The 16,616-nt window shown below is 67.1% G+C and carries 15 protein-coding genes; 13 read left to right on the top strand and 2 right to left on the bottom strand.

From position 1 onward, the window contains the following. Nucleotides 1–6 precede the first annotated feature (6 nt). Nucleotides 7–1,656: an EAL domain-containing protein gene (locus IPK85_20725; GenBank protein MBK8249790.1), complete on the bottom strand. Its 1,650-nt coding sequence runs from the start codon at nt 1,654–1,656 to the stop codon at nt 7–9. A gap of 265 nt (nt 1,657–1,921) precedes the next feature. On the opposite strand from IPK85_20725, the gene IPK85_20720 reads away from it, so the two are divergent. Further along, nucleotides 1,922–2,881 (top strand): VWA domain-containing protein, encoded by a 960-nt coding sequence (locus IPK85_20720; GenBank protein ID MBK8249789.1) that lies wholly within the window; start codon nt 1,922–1,924, stop codon nt 2,879–2,881. 37 nt (nt 2,882–2,918) lie between these two features. Here IPK85_20720 and IPK85_20715 read toward each other — a convergent pair whose 3' ends face one another. Continuing rightward, nucleotides 2,919–3,908, bottom strand: coding sequence for a magnesium transporter CorA family protein (locus IPK85_20715; GenBank protein ID MBK8249788.1), 990 nt, complete (start codon nt 3,906–3,908; stop codon nt 2,919–2,921). A gap of 150 nt (nt 3,909–4,058) precedes the next feature. Here IPK85_20715 and ccmA point away from each other — a divergent pair, with 150 nt between their 5' ends. From ccmA to IPK85_20655, 12 genes are all read left to right on the top strand, one after another. Then, nucleotides 4,059–4,790, top strand: coding sequence for a heme ABC exporter ATP-binding protein CcmA (gene ccmA, locus IPK85_20710; protein ID MBK8249787.1), 732 nt, complete (start codon nt 4,059–4,061; stop codon nt 4,788–4,790). Next, nucleotides 4,787–5,473: a heme exporter protein CcmB gene (locus IPK85_20705; protein ID MBK8249786.1), complete on the top strand. Its 687-nt coding sequence runs from the start codon at nt 4,787–4,789 to the stop codon at nt 5,471–5,473. The genes ccmA and IPK85_20705 overlap by 4 nt, the downstream gene beginning before the upstream one ends. A 13-nt stretch (nt 5,474–5,486) precedes the next feature. Further along, nucleotides 5,487–6,212, top strand: coding sequence for a cytochrome c biogenesis protein CcsA (gene ccsA, locus IPK85_20700; GenBank protein ID MBK8249785.1), 726 nt, complete (start codon nt 5,487–5,489; stop codon nt 6,210–6,212). Further along, nucleotides 6,205–6,354, top strand: coding sequence for a CcmD family protein (locus tag IPK85_20695; protein MBK8249784.1), 150 nt, complete (start codon nt 6,205–6,207; stop codon nt 6,352–6,354). The genes ccsA and IPK85_20695 overlap by 8 nt, the downstream gene beginning before the upstream one ends. Further along, nucleotides 6,351–6,812, top strand: a complete 462-nt coding sequence (locus IPK85_20690; protein ID MBK8249783.1) for a cytochrome c maturation protein CcmE — start codon at nt 6,351–6,353, stop codon at nt 6,810–6,812. Before IPK85_20695 ends, IPK85_20690 begins: the two co-directional genes overlap by 4 nt. Nucleotides 6,813–6,955: 143 nt before the next feature. Continuing rightward, complete coding sequence (locus tag IPK85_20685) at nt 6,956–8,821, top strand: heme lyase CcmF/NrfE family subunit (protein ID MBK8249782.1); 1,866 nt, start codon at nt 6,956–6,958, stop codon at nt 8,819–8,821. Beyond that, nucleotides 8,818–9,423 carry a redoxin domain-containing protein gene (locus IPK85_20680; GenBank protein MBK8249781.1) on the top strand — a complete coding sequence of 202 codons (606 nt, stop codon included), beginning with the start codon at nt 8,818–8,820 and terminating at the stop codon, nt 9,421–9,423. The genes IPK85_20685 and IPK85_20680 overlap by 4 nt, the downstream gene beginning before the upstream one ends. Further along, nucleotides 9,420–9,863 (top strand): cytochrome c-type biogenesis protein CcmH, encoded by a 444-nt coding sequence (locus IPK85_20675; GenBank protein ID MBK8249780.1) that lies wholly within the window; start codon nt 9,420–9,422, stop codon nt 9,861–9,863. The genes IPK85_20680 and IPK85_20675 overlap by 4 nt, the downstream gene beginning before the upstream one ends. Before the next feature lie 161 nt (nt 9,864–10,024). Further along, nucleotides 10,025–11,527: a hypothetical protein gene (locus IPK85_20670; GenBank protein MBK8249779.1), complete on the top strand. Its 1,503-nt coding sequence runs from the start codon at nt 10,025–10,027 to the stop codon at nt 11,525–11,527. Between the two features lie 50 nt (nt 11,528–11,577). After that, nucleotides 11,578–13,512: a hypothetical protein gene (locus tag IPK85_20665; protein MBK8249778.1), complete on the top strand. Its 1,935-nt coding sequence runs from the start codon at nt 11,578–11,580 to the stop codon at nt 13,510–13,512. Beyond that, nucleotides 13,509–14,957 (top strand): hypothetical protein, encoded by a 1,449-nt coding sequence (locus tag IPK85_20660; protein MBK8249777.1) that lies wholly within the window; start codon nt 13,509–13,511, stop codon nt 14,955–14,957. The genes IPK85_20665 and IPK85_20660 overlap by 4 nt, the downstream gene beginning before the upstream one ends. A gap of 71 nt (nt 14,958–15,028) precedes the next feature. Beyond that, the gene (locus IPK85_20655) at nt 15,029–16,612 is read left to right on the top strand and encodes a cytochrome c3 family protein (protein ID MBK8249776.1); all 1,584 of its coding nucleotides are present in this window, start codon (nt 15,029–15,031) and stop codon (nt 16,610–16,612) included. Nucleotides 16,613–16,616 lie beyond the last annotated feature (4 nt).

Here is a 16,616-nt window from a genome sequence, read left to right as displayed (position 1 = left end):
GGGAGGTCAGTCGCGGCGGAGCAATTCCAGGAAGTCGGCGGCGGTGACCGGTTCGGAGAACAGCGCCCCCTGTCCGTATTCGCACTTGAACCGGAGCAACTCGGCGAGTTGTTCCTCCCGCTCAATGCCCTCGGCCACGGTGCGAAGCCGCTTGAGCTTGCCTAACGCGACGATGGCCCGCGTGGCGGCGTGTTCCTCCGGCCGCCGGTTCACCTGGCTCACGTAGCTGCGGTCGATTTTGAGGATATCGACGGGGATCTCCCCCGGATCGCCGAGCGACGCCCCACGAGAGCCGTAGTCGTCAATGGCAATTCGGACCCCGAGGGTGCGGACTTCGCGCAGCCGGGTCAGCGCGGCCGCCTGGTGCGCGACGAGGGCGCCCTCGGACACCTCGAGGACGAGGCGGTGTGGTTCGATGCCCGAATCGCGGATGGCGACGGCGACATCGTCCACAAAGGTGCCGTGCAGGAGTTGCTTGGCTGTGACGTTGATGGTGACCGTCAGCGAACGATCGGGGCCGATCGAATCCTGCCAGGTGCGCGCCTGTCGACAGGCTTCCCGGAGGATCCACTTGCCCAACTCGATGATGTGCCCGGACTCCTCGGCGACCGGGACAAAGGCGGCGGCAGGAACCAGTCCTCGCGTGCGGTGATTCCAGCGCACGAGGGCCTCGACGCCGGCGATGCGACGGCTCCGGAGGATCACGATCGGCTGGTACACCAGGGAGAACTCCCCGGCGTCGATGCCGCGCTTGATGTCGTCCTCGAGTCGCGTATGCGACAACGCGGGTTCGTGCACCCGGGGGTCGAACAGCTCACAGGCCCCACGGCCGCGGCGCTTGGCCGCCCGGAGGGCGACGTCCGCGTGACGCAGGACATCGTCCACCGTGTCGTCTGGGGTGGCCGATGCAATCCCAAGGTTGGCATTGCCCACAAAGCCCGCGGGGCCCGCCATGAGGGGCGTGGCGAATGCCTGCCCAATCCGCTCCGCGACCTGGACGAAGTTGCTCTCGTCCGCCATGTCCTCGAGCAGGATCCCGAAGCGTGCGCCCTCGAACCGGGCGGCACTGTCGGTGCCGCGGAGGCACGTCGCCAGTCGGAGTGCGGCCGCCGCGATGACGGCTTCCACTTGCTGAATGGTCGCGCGGGTGGCGCCCGCGCGGAAATCCTCGAACTCGAGGAGAAGGACGGCGAGGGGAAGCTGCTGACGATGCGCGCGAGCGAGGGCGTGCTCCACCCGATCCCGGAAGAGGGCACGGGACGGGAGGCCGGTCAGGGGGTCCTTGAGCACATCGGTGCTTTCCTCGGCCTCACGAGCCGGGGCTGGACGCATCGACACCACCACGCACCGCTCGGCTGGGGCATCGGCGAGCCGGGTCGCGGTGAACTCGATGTCCACGAACGCCCCCTCATTGGTGCGTGTGCGCCAGCGCTGTGGCACGTGGAGCTCGGCGCCGTTCGACACGCGCAGGACGGCCTGCGACGCCTCGGCGACGTTGTCCTCGTGCAGCAACGAGGTGAGTCGCTTTCCGGCCAGGCCAGCTCCGGCAAAGCCAATGATGCGCTCAACGCCCTTGGACGCCTTGGCGATGATCCCGTCGCGACTGACGATGAGCACGGCGTCGGCGATTTTCGTCAACAACTGTTCGTCTCGCATCGGATCGGGGTCGGTCGAATCGGGATCGTGTCTCGCCATTGATGCAGGGGTCGTTCCTCGCGTGTCCGCGACGGAAGTATCGGCGTAGTCGTTGTCCGGCATCAACATACGGCTTCCGACGGCCGGGCGGCGGGAATTGCCGGTCGTGCGTTTGTGGGGGACGCAAGCGACAACCTGTGGGGCGAAACCCGGGGGCGCGGGGCGTGTATGTTCCCTACCCGTGTGGACCCCCGCCTGGCTTGGCCGATTCCAATTCGAGAGTCCCGTGGCTCTCGTCCTGCTGCTCCTCCTCCCCGCCTGGTGGTGGTGGCGGAGGCGGCGGCGTTCCGATCGGGCGATCACCTTCTCGGGGACTTCCGTCCTTGCCCAGGGCCCCAGAGTGGGGAGCTGGATCCCGGTGGCGCTGGTCGTCCTCCGCTCGCTGGTCGTCGCCGGGTTCATCCTGGCGCTGGCGCGTCCGCGCATCGCCGGGCGTTCCGAGCAAGCCAACAGCGAGGGGATCAACATCGTGGTGGCCTTCGATATCTCCAGCTCAATGCTGGCCGAGGACTTCCAACCCCAGAATCGGCTCGAAGTCGCCCGCGAGAAGGTGAAGCAGTTCGTGAACCTTCGCTCCAGCGACCGCATCGGGATCGTCGCCTTTTCCGGCGAGGCGCTCACGCAAGTGCCCCTGACGACGGACTACCCCGTGGTGCTGGCCGCCATCGATAACCTGCAGCCCGGTCAGTTGGAGGACGGAACGGCAATCGGAACGGCGATTGCGACCGCGGCCAACCGGCTGCGGGGGGCACCCGGTCGGTCCCGGGTCATCGTACTTCTGACGGATGGTGTGAACAACCGGGGGGCGATCGACCCGCGGACCGCCGCGCAGGCGGCGGCCGCCTTTGGCGTTAAGATCTATACGATCGGGGTGGGGACGGAGGGAATGGCGCCGGTGCCCGTGGGGCGTGGTGTATTCGGCCTGCGCTACGAAAATCGTCCGGTCGAGATCGACGATCAGTTGTTGACCGAGGTGGCCGAGCGGACGGGTGGGCGATATTTCCGGGCGCGGGATGCGGCGGCGCTCGACCGCATCACGCTCGAGATTGACCAGCTGGAGCGTACGCCGGTGCGCACGCGCGTGTTCACGCGTTATGCAGAGTTGTTTCGGTGGCCGCTGGGGCTGGCCATGCTCGCCCTCATGCTGGAGCTCGGGCTGGCCGCCTGGCGGGGTCCGCTGCCCTAGGCACGGAACGCAGCCGGGCCAAATATCAGGTCGGCCGTCACAGCCACTTGCGCCACCGCAGCAGGCCGACGAGCCCGGCGCCTAACGCCAGCTGGGCCACCAGCATGATCTCGAACCCCCAAGGGTGGTCCGTCAACGGGATGCTGCGGTTGAAGTTCATCCCCCACATGCCACTGACCACCACGAACGGCACGCTCAGCGTCGCCACCACACTCAGTCCCTTCGTCACCAGGTTCAGGCGGTTGGACACCTGCGAGAGGTAGCTCTCCATCGTGCTGCTCAACAGGTCGCGATAGGTCTCGAGCGAGTCGTTGATCCGCAGCATGTGGTCGTACACGTCGCGAAAGTAGAGTTGCAGCTCGGGGGCGAGCAGGGGCGAGGGACGGTTGGACAGGATGTTGAAGATCTCGCGCTGCGGGGCCAGGTACCGTCGCAGGGAGAGCACCAGACGCTTCACGGCAAAGATGTCGCGCAGCGACCCTTCGTCAAACGAGGCAAAGACCCGTTCTTCCAGCGAGTCGAGAAACTCGTCGACCCGGTCCAGGATCGGGAAGTAGGCGTCGATCGCGCTATCCATGAGCTGGTGCGCCACGCGGGCCGGCCCGCGCCCGATCACGTCCGGGGTCCGGTGGCAGATCCCCGCCAGCTGCTCCACGTGGTGCGACGGACCGGCGTGGACCGTCACCAGGTAGTTGGTCCCGATGAAGAAGTAGAGGTTCGCCGTCTCCAGGTCGTAGGGATCGGTGGTTTCGTCGACGAACCGCACCACGCGCAGCGTCACGAAGAGGTACTGGTCGTACTGGTCCACCTTCGGGCGGCTCATCGGGTTGAGGACATCCTCGATGGCCAGCGGGTGGAACCCGAACAACTTCTCAAGCAGCGCGAACTGCGCGCGATTGGAGCTGTCGATATCGACCCAGAGCGTCACTGCGGGGTCGACAAGGGCCGACGCCAGTTCCTTGAGGTCGATGTCGCGTGCGAGGGTGGCCGCACCGCCGCGCGAAAGAAACGAACGGGGGAGCTTCATCTCTGCCGGAGCGGGGGGCCCGCCCGCCGGGGAGCCGGCATTAGATGAAAGAGGGGTCGTCACGGGGGGCTGGCGTAAGGGAAAGGCTGACGGGAAGTTACGGGGGACCCACCCGCGATCTGGCGGAATAGTGGGGGTTAGATTCTGCCTGTGCCAGCGACCGCCATCCCCCTCAATCCGGACCACGGCACCTTGGCCCTTCAGGCCGATGGTGTCACGCGCCGGTACGGCCGTCGCTGGGCGCTTCGGGGAGCCAACCTTGTCGTCCGGCCGGGAGAGGTTGTCGGGCTCGAAGGGCACAACGGTTCCGGAAAAAGCACCCTGCTGCGCGTCTTCTCGACCCTCATTCGTGCGACGTCAGGGCGGGCGTGGGTTCTGGGAAGTGACGTCCGTGAGCGGCCGGATTGGGTGCGGGGGCAGGTCGCCCTGATGACCTACCACCCCGGGCTCTACGACGACCTGACCGCGCGCGAGAACCTCGAGTTCGCCGCCAGCATGTTGGGCCGCGAGGCGTCAGGGATTGATGCGGCCCTCGACCGCGTGGGTCTCCTTCGGGACGGTGACGAGCGTGTCCGCACCTTCTCATCCGGAATGCAGCGCCGGTTGTCCCTCGCCCGGCTCCTCATGCAGCGGCCCCGGGTGCTGCTGCTCGATGAGCCGTACAACTCACTTGATCGCCAGGGGGTCGCGCTGGTGAACGAGGTGGTGGCGGAGGTGGTCCGCGGGTCAGACGGTGGAGCTGCGCTCATCGTGCTGCACGATCGACAAAGCGCGGGCGCCCTCCTCGATCGGGTCGAGGTGATGTTTCAGGGTCGGGTGGAGGGACAAGCCGAGCCCCAACTGCCGTCGGCGAGCGAAATGCTCGCGGAGCTGGCGTCATGAGCTGGCGCGACGACTGGCGGCGCGTCCGCGCCGTGGCCATGAAAGACCTCACCGCCGAGCGCCGATCAAAGAGCGGGCTGAATGCCGTCACCTTTCTTGGCGTGTTGGTGCTCATGTTGTTCGGCTTCGCCCTCGGCCCAGACACGGAGTCGTTGAGGGAGGCCGCAACCGGGGCGATCTGGCTGGCGATCCTCTTCAGCGGTGTCCTGGCGTTCAACCGCTCCTACCAACTCGAGCTGGACGGCGGGGCGCTGGAGCCGCTGCTCCTCTATCCCGGGTCACGCTGGTCGATCTTCGCCGGCAAGCTCCTCGCGAATCTCGCGTTTGTCGGGCTCGTCGAACTGATCGTAATTCCGGTAGCCCTCGTGTTGTTTCATGTATCGATCCCCGATGCCTGGGCGGCGCAGCTCTTCGTTACACTCCTTGGGACAATCGGGTTCGTCACGCTGGGGACGTTCTACGCCGCGATGTCGAGTCGAAGCCGGTCGCGCGAAGTCCTGCTGCCGCTCCTGTTGTTCCCGATGATGATCCCGGTCCTGCTCGGGGCCGTGGAGGCGTCGACCTCCTTGCTCGAAGGGAACGTGATGCGCGACGCGGGCGCTTGGATTCGGATGTTGCTGGTGTATGACGTGGTCTTCCTCGCGGCCGCTCTGGCCGTGTTCGAATTCGTGATCGAGGTGTGATATGGAAAACGTGGTGAGCCGTGCTGAGGGAGTGGCCGTGCCGCGCCGTGAGGTGCGGTGGACCACCGTCGGGTTGGTTGGCCTCCTGTTGCTGGTCGCCGCACAAGCGTACGGTGTCCTGACGAGCCCGCCCGACCGAGACATGGGCCATCTGCAGAAGATCATGTACGTGCACGTACCGGCCGCGTGGAACGCGATGTTGGCCTTTCTTCTCGTTGCGCTGGCATCCTTGCGCTACCTGTGGAAGGGGCGCCTGGCTGATGACCTGCTGGCGGCCTCGGCCGCGGAGGTGGGGATGCTCCTCACCGGCCTGACCCTGGCGTTGGGAATGATCTGGGGCAAGCCGACCTGGGGTATTTGGTGGACATGGGAGCCACGGCTGACGTCCACCGCCGTACTGTTCTTCATGTTCGTGGCGTACCTCATCCTGCGAACGTTTGTGGATGACGCCGAGCGCCGGGCGCAATGGAGTGCGGTGGTGGGGTTGCTGGGTGCGCTCAATGTCCCAATTGTCTACATGTCTGTGCGTTGGTGGCGTACCTTGCACCAGATGCAGTCGAGCCCGATGACCCTGGATTCGAGCTACACCTGGCCCCTGCGGGCCAACGCCGTCGCGTTGATGCTGCTGATGGCCTATGCCGTGGCGCATCGCTATCGGTCCGCGCTCATGACGCAGACCGCGGAGGAACTCATGGATCGATTGGCCCTGAAGGGGACCCCCGGAGGTTCACGTGCCTGAGTACAACAATGCGTTCATCATTGCCGCCTTTGCCGTGACGTGGATGGCGGTTGTCGGGTATGGCCTGCACCTGCGGCGCGCTCGTCAGGCCGCTGAGGCGCGGGTAGCGAGCGCACGATCCGCACTGGGAGGTGGCGCATGAGCTCCGATTCGGGCCGCCGCACGGCCGTGTTTGTCATCGCCGGCGTCATCGTGGCCGGCGCGTTTGCCTACCTCATGCTGGGTGGCATCGAGGATAACCTCGAGTACTTCAAGACACCGGCGGAGCTGACGCAGCTGGGACCCGAGGCCTACGGCAAGACGGTCCGGCTCGGCGGGCAGGTGGCCCCCGGTTCGGTGAAGTGGGACGCGGACGCGCTGGACCTTCGCTTTCGCGTCACAGACGGGGCCCAGGAGATCGAGGTGCACTCCAAGGGGGCGCCGCCGCAGATGTTCCGAGACGGGATGGGGGTTGTGGTCATCGGCCGATACGGCGCCGGCAAGGTGTTTGAGTCCAAGGAGCTGATGATCCGCCACTCCGAGGAGTACCGGGCGCCCAAGCCGGGCGAGCGTCCCCAGGAGATGTATCGGTCGTTGATCAAGGGAGAGAAGGCCTCGTGACACGGGCGATTGGGGCGAGCGCGCTGTACGTGTCGCTCGCTGTGACGGTGGCCGCGCTGTTCCTGGTCACGTTTGGGGCTCGTCGGCGGCAGGCGGCATGGGTGAACGCCGGGTACGCGGCGACCTACCTGCAGTTCGGGTTGATGACCGCGGCGACCTTCGCGATGATCTTCGGTCTCGTCGCGCACGACTTCTCCATTGAGTACGTGGCACAGGTGGGGAGTCGCGCCACCCCGCTGTACTACACGGTGATCTCGTTGTGGGGGGCACTCGAGGGATCCATCCTCTTCTGGGGATGGGTCCTCGCCCTGCTCACGGCGCTGGTCGTGTTCTGGAATCGATCGCGCGCCGGCAACCTGATTCCGTATACCACATCCACCCTGCTTGGCGTCGGGATCTTCTTCCAGTTCCTCCTGGTGGCGCCGGCCTTTCCGTTTGGGGCGGTCTTTCCGGTGCCGCCGGACGGCCCTGGGCCAAACCCGCTGCTGCAGAACCACTGGTTAATGGGGATTCACCCCCCGCTCCTGTACCTCGGGTACGTCGGGATGACCGTGCCGTTCGCCTTTGCCATGGGGGCCATGGCCTCCGGTGAGGTTGGCGACGGCAGCTGGATTCGCCTCTCTCGCCGCTGGACCCTCGGTGCCTGGGCCTTTCTCACCGCAGCGATCATCGCCGGGATGTGGTGGTCATACGAAGTGCTCGGCTGGGGGGGATATTGGGCGTGGGATCCGGTGGAAAATGCCTCTTTCATGCCGTGGCTCACCGCGACCGCCTTCCTGCACTCCGTGATGGTGCAGGAGAGGCGCGGCCTCCTCAAGTTGTGGAACCTGAACCTGGTGGTGGCCACCTTTGCGCTCACCATCCTTGGGACTTTCCTTACGCGCTCGGGGGTGCTGTCCTCGGTGCATGCGTTCACGGAAGGGCTCATCGGGTACTATTTCCTCGTGGCCATTGCGATCACCCTGCTGGCGTCGTTTGTCCTCGTGGCTGGGAATAGCGAGCGTCTGGTAAGCTTCGGCAAGTTGGAGGGGGTGGCCTCGCGCGGGACGGTCTTCCTGTTCAACAACCTGTTGCTGACGGCCTTCACCTTCACCGTGCTGGTCGGGACGCTGTTTCCGCTGTTCGCCGAGGCGATCCGCGGCGAAAAGGTGTCGGTGGGCGAGCCGTTCTTCAACCGGATGACGATTCCCATTTGTGCCGCCCTGCTGTTCCTGATGGGAGTAGGCCCCGCGCTGCCGTGGAAAGAAGCGGATCGGGCCACGCTGCGGCGCAAGTTGCTCCCCCCGCTGGTCGGGGCCGTTGTCGGCCTCCTGTTGTCGACCTTCGCCGGGGCGCGGTCGCCGTATGCCGTGCTGGCGTTCGCCTTTGCTGCTTTCGCCGCCGTCGCAAACATTGGTGAGTTTGTCGAGGGCGCGCGGGCGCGTATGCGGATGCGCGGGGAATCGCCCGTGGATGCCCTCGGGAACCTCCTGGCCACGAATCGCCGACGATACGGGGGATATGTCGCCCACCTCGGCGTCGTGGCGGTCGCGGTGGCCATTACCGCCTCGGCCACGTTCCGCGCTGAGCACGAAGCCACCTTGAAGAAGGGCGAGTCGATGACGGTCGGTGGGCTCGAGGTGCGACTCGAGGAGGTCTGGGGCCGTGAGGAGCCGCAACGTTCGGTCATCGGGACCACCGTCGCGATCCTGAAGGGCGGCAAGGAGATCGCGCGCCTCGACCCTCGCATGAACTTCTATCCAACGTCGCAGCAGCCAGTCCCGACGCCCGCGGTGCGCAGTCGTCCGTCAGGGGACATCTACATGAACTTGCAGGCGTTCGCGCAGGACGGCACTAATGCGACGTTGCGGGTGATTGTGGAGCCGCTGGTGCCATGGATCTGGGCTGGTGGGATGATCATCTGCCTGGGAGCCCTCATCTCCATCGCGCCATTCCGTCGACAGGCGCCGGCGGTGGTCACCGAGCCTGAGGCGGCCCTGGCCGCGCCCACACCGGTTGCCGCCACATGACGACCCCCGAGGCAACCCCGGCTCCTGGGCTGAACTGGCGACGGGCAAGCATGGCGGGGTTGGTCGCCCTGCCCATCATCGCGCTGCTCGCCTTTGGGCTTACCCGTGATCCCGGCGAGATCAAGTCCCCGCTACCTGGCAAGATGGCACCAGACTTCGCCCTCGAAGTCTTCGCACCCGGTGAGCCGGGGCAGGAGCGTGCGGTCGGCGACACGATCCGGCTGTCGGAGCTGAGGGGGCAGGTGGTGGTGCTCAATTTCTGGGCCTCGTGGTGTCTGGAGTGTCGACGCGAACACCAGGCACTGACCGAGGTCGCTGCCGACTATGCGACCCGCGGGGTCAAGTTCTACGGGGTGTTGTATAACGACTCTCCGTCGGCAGGAAAGCGATGGATCGACGAGATGGGCGGCCAGTCCTACCCGTCCGTTAACGATGCGCGGACCCGAACGGCGATCGACTACGGGCTGTACGGGGCGCCCGAGACCTTCTTTATCGCGAAGGATGGGCGCGTGGCCTACAAGCACATCGGGGCGGTCACGGATCGCCTTCTGGCCCAGAAGCTGGATAGCCTCCTTGCGGCTCCTGTGGCAGGCGCGCCGTGAGCGTGTTCCAATCGACGGTCGGCGGTGCCTCGCGGCGGATCATCGTGGCACTCCTCCTGGGGCTCCCGGCTACGAGTGTGCGTGCCCAGGAGTCGGCGGCTCCTCCGGTTGTAGGTGCCGATTCCGCGCTGGAGCGCCGCACGCGCGAAGTCGCCGCGGCGCTCCGGTGCCCGGTGTGTCAGGGCCTCTCGATCGCCGATTCTCCGTCCGACCTCGCCCTGGAGATGAAGGGGCTCGTGCGCGAGCAGCTCGCGGCGGGCAAGAGTCCGGAGGAGATCCGCGCGTACTTCATCGACAAGTACGGCGAGTGGGTCCTCCTGGAACCCAAGGCGGAGGGGTTGAACCTGCTGGTTTACGTCCTTCCCGTGGCCCTCGTGGTCGGTGGCGGGCTGTTCGTCGTGCGCTACGTCCGCGCCAACAGCACCGAGAAGAAAGCGTGACACGCGTGTAGGGGAATCCCGGAGTTCCGGAAGTTCATTCGGGGTTTATGTTCGGTCCGGATTAGTCGGACGTGCCCCTCAACGATCGCAGTGCAGCGCGATCCCCCTCCGTTGTCGAGCACGTATCGGTACGACACCACTCCCACGTGAGGTGTACGTCGATGCGTGTACGTCGTTGGATGGCCCGTTGGCCGGCGTTTGCCGGTGCTGCTCTTGTCCTCGCCGGTTGCGTGGACGAGAAGATCGTCTATCGTGATGGTCCGAATTTCGCCGCGCCCCCGGCTGCGGCTGCCAGTTTCGTCGGCTACGACGACCAGGCGGCCAAGCTTACGGTGTGCGGCAATTGCCACGTGAGCCAGCAGGGCAAGTGGAAGGAGACCGCGCACGCCGGGGCCTGGAAAACCCTAGATGACAACGCGGGGAAGCAGGGGCTCTGTCAGGCGTGTCATACGGTGAACAACCTCGGGAACGCTGTTACGGACACCACGGTGGGATGGAGAACCACCAAGGACCCGCGGTACCAGGATGTGCAGTGTGAGAGCTGCCATGGCCCCGGGCTCCAGCACATCGGGGTTCCGACGCGCGGGCAGATGCTCCCCTCGATCAAGGCGGACACCGGCCGCGCCGTCACGAACGGGTGCTCGGAGTGCCACTCGGGTTCGCACCATCCCTTCGTTGAGGATTGGCGCAAGTCGCGCCACGCGACCTCGTACACTCGAGCCTACAACGGCACAACTGCTACCGCGCCAGAGGTGCCGGGTGGGCCGCGCGCGGCCTGCCAGGGGTGCCACATCGGGCAAGCGGTGATGGCCAACTGGGGCGTGAACACGAACTACGCCGACAAGACCTTTGCCACCAATACGACGGGGCAGGGTGTCACGTGCGTCGTGTGTCACGATCCGCATGGATCGAGCAACCCCAAGCAATTGCGCTATCCCATCGACTCACGCGATCCCGAGAACAACCTCTGCGTGAAGTGCCACAACCGGCGCGGCAACCCGGATTTCAGTGGGTCGCGGGACACGCCGCACGCCCCGCATGGCCCACTCCTGTTCGGGACGGCTGGGTGGTGGCCCCCAGGCTTGCAGTTCGATGAGGCGGAGAGTTCGCATGGCTCGGACAAGAACCCCAAGTTGTGTGCCGGGTGCCATTTGTCCAAATACGATGTGCGGGACAAGGCAACCAACAACTTTGTGGTCACCGTGACCGGCCACCGCTTTACGGCGATCCCGTGCGTCGACGCGAATGGCACGCCCACCGCGGACCAGTCGTGCACGCAGGTCACCCAGCGCTCGTTCAAGAGCTGCGCGGCCTCGGGCTGTCACACGGAAGCCAGCGCGCGCACCGTGTTCACCACGACCGAGCTGGACATCAAGACCCTGTACACCGCGTTGGACCAGCAGATCGCCGCGGGGCGAGCGAACGGAAAGATCCCGGCGACCGAGTTCGCCGCCGGCAAAGAGACGACGGCGCGTGGTGCAAACTTCAACTCCAACCTGGCGAAGATGCACGGATCGGAGGTCCACAACCCGTTCCTCGTGAAGGCGTTGTTGCGGGCCAGCCTCGCGCAGGTGCAGAGGGACTATGGCGTCCCGTCCCCGGTACCGGTGTCACGCCTGGCTCCGTATGACCAGTTGATCCTGAAGGCCTCAGGAACCAACTGAGCCGGTCGTTGGGCATGTTGTCGACGGTCAGGCGGCGGCGAGGGACCGAGGTGAGGTTCCTCGCCGCCGTTGCGTGTGCGCTCATGACGACGGCGCGCGCGGGGGCGCAAGTCGCGCAGATCCACGACTCGGCCTCCGCCGACTCGATCCGGTTCGACCAGGCGCCGCTTCCTGGCGGGGCCGCCGCGCTCTTCCGGTTCCTCTTTAGCGAAGTTCCGCAGTGGATCCAGATCGGCGGGGTCATCGTCGGCGCCGTGGTCGCCGTGGTCGGCGGCGCGCTGGCGTGGCGGCGACGCCGGGAGATCGTCACCTGGCTGGTGACTCGGTCACGCGGGGCGAAGATCGCGTTAGGCGCCACGACCGTTCTCACGTTGGGGGTCGCTGGTGGCGCCGGCGCATGGAGCTGGAACTTCATGATGCACGACAACGACTTCTGCTCGAGTTGTCACGTCATGAAGGGGGCGTTCAACCGGTTCCGCGTCTCCGAACACGACAAGCTCGAGTGCCATGCCTGTCACCAGCAGTCGATCTTCGCCAGTGCGCAGGAGCTCTACTACTGGGTCCTCGACCGACCGGAAAAGATCCCGCAACACGCCCCGGTCCCCAACCGCATCTGTGGGGAATGCCACGAGCAGACCCAGGCAGATTCAAGCTGGAAGCGGGTGATCGCAACGGCCGGCCACGCGGTGCACTTCAAGAGTGACTCGTCTGCGCTCAAGAACCTGATGTGCGTGGACTGCCATGCGAAGGACGTCCACGCATTCAAGGCGACCGACGTGGGCTGCAAGTCGTCCGGGTGCCACGAGGATACGAAAGTGCGCCTCGGGGCCATGGCGGACCAGAGCGGGTTGCACTGCGTGACCTGCCACGACTTCGGCCGCTCGGTCTCCGAACTGGTCGCGATCGACTCCACACGCAAGGCACTGGTGCCCGCTCGGCAGGAGTGCTTCTCCTGTCATGAGATGCGGGCGAAGCTCGCGGAACGGGACCTCGACAAGGACCCCCACCAAGCCACCTGCGGCACGTGTCACAACCCGCATGACCAGGAGAAGGCAGGGAAGGCCTTCGATAGCTGCGCGACCGCGGGATGTCATTCGTCGCCCGATACGCTGAGCGCCTTCCATCGCGGCATTGGCCAGCATGCCCTCGACCAGTGCGGCTCGTGTCACAAGCCACACAGCTGGAAGGTGGAGAGCACCAAGTGCCAGGACTGCCACCGCGACATTTACCGTCGCGGCCCGATTCCCCTGCGACGGACGGATACGGATGCGCCCGCCGAGGCGGGAGTGCCCGACGATCCACCGTTCGGCGCGCCGCGCGGGGGACCACGCGTCAGCGAGACGCCAGCGCCAATCGGCGGCCACGCGCCCCCGCGCACGGCCCTTGTGGAGCGCGGTGCACGGCGTGACACGGTCTTCGACCACGCGCGGCACCGGACAGTGGAGTGCACGGCCTGTCACAGCTCCTCCCGGGCGCACGGGACGGTCTCGATCAAGGCACCTGCGGATTGCACGTCCTGCCACCACGCCGCGGATGCGCGCGCCGGGACCTGCGAAACCTGCCATGCCCGCAGCGAGTTGCCGCCAGCGATCGCCGTCCCGACCGCCGTGCGCGTCACCGGGAAGGCACAGGTCAACACGCGGCCGCTCTCGTTCGATCATGGACAGCACGCGCCCGTGGCATGTGGGCGCTGCCATGCGACCGGCGCGCCGCAGCGTGTCACGACCACGTGCGCCGAGTGCCACGAGAACCACCATCGCGCGACGGCCAACTGCGCCAGTTGTCACGCCGACGCGCGCGCCACACACACGCGCGCCACACACGTGACCTGCGGCTCGTGTCACACAGGCGCCGGGACGGGAAAACTCCCGCCGACACGCGCGGTGTGCCTGGCCTGCCATTCGGCGCAGCGTGAGCACAAACCGGGCGGTGATTGCGGTGCCTGTCACCTGGCCGCCTGGAAGCCGGAGCCCGCCGCACCATGAGCCTCCGCGCAGCTCGCTGGGCGCTCCTCTGTGCGACAGCGGCCGGGCCGGCCCTGGCCCAGGGCGTGCGCGTGACGGGATCGAGTTGGTGGCAGGGGATCGACCTCCGCCCGTTCCGCCGGGACTCGGTGGCGTTCTCTGCCACGGTACCCAGTGGGGCGGTGCGCCGCGCGAGCGATGGCACCGTAGTGAGCTGCCTCGAGGGCAGCGCCTGGTGTTCTTACCTCCGTGCGTCCGATCGTCAGCTGTCTCAGCCGTTGCTGCATGACCTGAGCGTGGCGGGATGGGGGCTGGGCGAGGGGATCTCCTTTCGCGCGCACGGACGGGTTCGCACGGCGCTCGGTGGAACCGAGTCGGCCTGGCCACGGATGAACGATCGCTTTGACCTCCTCGACGCCTACGTTGAGGTGGAACGCCCGATCGGCCGGCTGCGGCTTGGCCGGCAATGGTCGCTGGGGGATCTCGGCGCCTACAGCTACGATGGCGCCTCGGTGTTGTGGCGCCGGGCGGGGATTGATGGCGAGCTGTTGGGTGGCCAGGCGCTGGTGCAGGGTTTGAACGAGCCCTACACATCCGAAGAGATCGGCCAGGTGGATGACCTGCCACCCGAGCAGCGGGCGTGGCTCCTCGGCGCGCGCCTGCGCTGGCGCGCGAGCTCGGGCATGCATGCGATGACCGGGACCTACCTGCGGGTGCTGGCCAACGACCGGAGTGGCCTGTATGCGGAGCGGGCGTCGCTGGACCTGGCGACGCGCGGGTATGGTGTCCGGGCCGAGGGGAACCTCGCGCTCGATGTGGCCAGCGGGGTGGTGAATGAGGCCCGGGTGCGCGTTTCCCGACGCCTGGCTTCGCTCGACCTGGGAGTCGATGCGCGGCATCACCGGCCCTTCTTTGAGCTGTGGACGATTTGGGGCGCCTTCGCCCCGGTGGGGTTCGATGAACTGCGGGCGTCGACCGGGTGGACCCGTCGCGACGGGGCCATGGGAGCGACGCTCTCTGCCGCGCGCCGTGCCTACCGGGATCCCGGCACGGGGCTCCAGTCGGTGGCGCTGCGGACCGATGGCTGGCGACTCGCGTTCGATGCGAACTGGGTTCCGGAGGCCCCCTGGTCGGTCGTGGCCAACTACGGGGTTGATGTCGGGGTCGGGGCCTCGCAGAGCGACGGAACGGTGGGGGTCGCCCGCCGGTTTGGCGAGGTCGGCTCGATTGGTGGGACGGTGAGCGCCCGCCAGACCATCTATGAGTATCGCGTGGGGACGGGGCGGATGCTGGGTGCCTTTGCCCACGCCGAGTGGCGGGTGCGCAGTGACCTGCGTGCACGGGTGGAAGCGGGGCGGTATCGGCACCGCCTGACGAACGACGCGACGGGTCCAGACTGGAGCCAGCGCCGCGCATCGATCCGCCTGGAGTGGGCGGTGGGCAGCGATCCGGGGATGCGGCGATGATCCCGGTGCGCGAGATGATTCAGGCAGTTAGGTGCTGCGTACCTGACCTGGGGGCCCCCCCCCGAAAAGCAATGTACCCCCACCCGGTCACGCCCCCGTCAGCGCTGGCCCGCTGGGGCACGGCGCTCCTCGTCACGCTTGTCATGCTGGGCAGCGTCCCACTCGACGCGCAGCGCCCTCCCATCAACTCGGTCCGCGGCCAGTCCACGCGCCCGTCACCCCTCGCGCCGCTCCGGCTGGCGCCCGGCGACTTCCCGCACCAGAAGCACGCACGCCTCTTCCCCACCTGCGAAGGGTGCCACGCCGACGTCACCCGCGGTACGTCGGCCGCGCTCTTCCCCGCGCCGAGCTCCTGCGCCTCGTGTCACAACGGGACTGACGCCCGACGCATCCAGTGGACCCCGCCCGCGCGACCCGCCGCGCCCGGACTCCTCGACTTCTCGCACCAGCGCCATTTCGCCGCATCGGACAGCACCGTTCGCCGGTGCGTCGCGTGTCATGCCACGCCGTCCGGCAACGGCTTCATGGACGTCGCCGCCGCCACGGCGCCCACCTGCTTCGGGTGCCACCAACATCGGACGCCGTCGCACTACGATCCGCCGAGCACCTGTACCACCTGTCACCGGCCACTCACGAGCGCCCGGCGCCTCGACCTGGACGCCGTGCGCGCCCTGCCGAAGCCGGCGTCCCACACGCAACCGGGTTTTGGTGGCGCGCACGCACCAACCTCCCCTGCCGCGGCGGCGACGTGCGCCACCTGTCACGCCCGGGAGAGCTGCGCCCGTTGCCACATGAATGTGGCCACCCTGCCGGTGGCGTCGTCCCTGGCGCCGGATCCGCGGGTGGCAGTACTCACCCGCGACCTGCTCCCGGCGTGGCCGGTGCCCGACACACATCGGCGCGACGGATTCGTCGAAGGGCATGGCCCGCAGGCCAGTGCCCCGGGTGCGACCTGCGCCAATTGTCATGCCCGGTCGAGCTGCACCACCTGTCACACCGGTGCCGGGGCCAGCGCGGTGATCCGCGCACTCCCCGAGCCCTCACGGGGGCCGCGAGGGGTGCAGCTCCGGCGGCCACTCGCTGATGCCAGCGGTCGCACCCCGGGCCGTGTGGTGACCACGCGACTGGTGGCCGACACCGGGTCGCGCGTCGTGCGCCCCCACTCCCGCAACTTCGTCGAGACGCATCGCACGGCGGCGGCGACCGGCCAGCAGTCGTGCGAGGGATGCCATACCCAGCGATTCTGTTCGGATTGTCATGCGGGCGAATCGCGTCGCGCCTTCCATCCCGTCAACTTCGTTGCCGGGCATGCCGCGCCGACTTACGCCCGGGATCGCGAGTGCGCGTCGTGCCACAACACCGAGGTGTTCTGCCGGGACTGCCATCGTGCGTCCGGGCTCCAGGCCGCCGGGCGGAATGCCGCGGTCTACCACAACGCGCAGCCCCAGTGGCTCCTGCAGCATGGTCGGGCTGCGCGCCTTGAGTTGGCCAGCTGCACCACGTGCCACACGCAAGCCACCTGCATGCGCTGCCATGCCACCACGGGCTGGGGCGTGAATCCCCACGGGCGTGATTTCGACGCCGAGCGCCTGGGGCGCAAGGCCATGGCCATGTGTGCCCGGTGCCACATCAAGGATCCGCGCGGCTCACGTTAGGCAT

The sequence above is a fragment of the Gemmatimonadota bacterium genome, from assembly GCA_016712265.1.
Lineage (GTDB): Bacteria > Gemmatimonadota > Gemmatimonadetes > Gemmatimonadales > Gemmatimonadaceae > RBC101.
This window is presented reverse-complemented; position numbering and strand designations above follow the sequence as displayed.

What these genes read in the sequence shown, in the direction of transcription:
- IPK85_20725 (MBK8249790.1), bottom strand. Translation starts at nt 1,656, where the DNA reads ATGCGAGACGAACAGTTGTTGACGAAAATCGCCGACGCCGTGCTCATC.
- IPK85_20715 (MBK8249788.1), bottom strand. Translation starts at nt 3,908, where the DNA reads ATGAAGCTCCCCCGTTCGTTTCTTTCGCGCGGCGGTGCGGCCACCCTC.
- IPK85_20705 (MBK8249786.1), top strand. Translation starts at nt 4,787, where the DNA reads ATGAGCTGGCGCGACGACTGGCGGCGCGTCCGCGCCGTGGCCATGAAA.
- IPK85_20690 (MBK8249783.1), top strand. Translation starts at nt 6,351, where the DNA reads ATGAGCTCCGATTCGGGCCGCCGCACGGCCGTGTTTGTCATCGCCGGC.
- IPK85_20685 (MBK8249782.1), top strand. Translation starts at nt 6,956, where the DNA reads ATGACCGCGGCGACCTTCGCGATGATCTTCGGTCTCGTCGCGCACGAC.
- IPK85_20680 (MBK8249781.1), top strand. Translation starts at nt 8,818, where the DNA reads ATGACGACCCCCGAGGCAACCCCGGCTCCTGGGCTGAACTGGCGACGG.
- IPK85_20670 (MBK8249779.1), top strand. Translation starts at nt 10,025, where the DNA reads ATGCGTGTACGTCGTTGGATGGCCCGTTGGCCGGCGTTTGCCGGTGCT.
- IPK85_20660 (MBK8249777.1), top strand. Translation starts at nt 13,509, where the DNA reads ATGAGCCTCCGCGCAGCTCGCTGGGCGCTCCTCTGTGCGACAGCGGCC.
- IPK85_20655 (MBK8249776.1), top strand. Translation starts at nt 15,029, where the DNA reads ATGTACCCCCACCCGGTCACGCCCCCGTCAGCGCTGGCCCGCTGGGGC.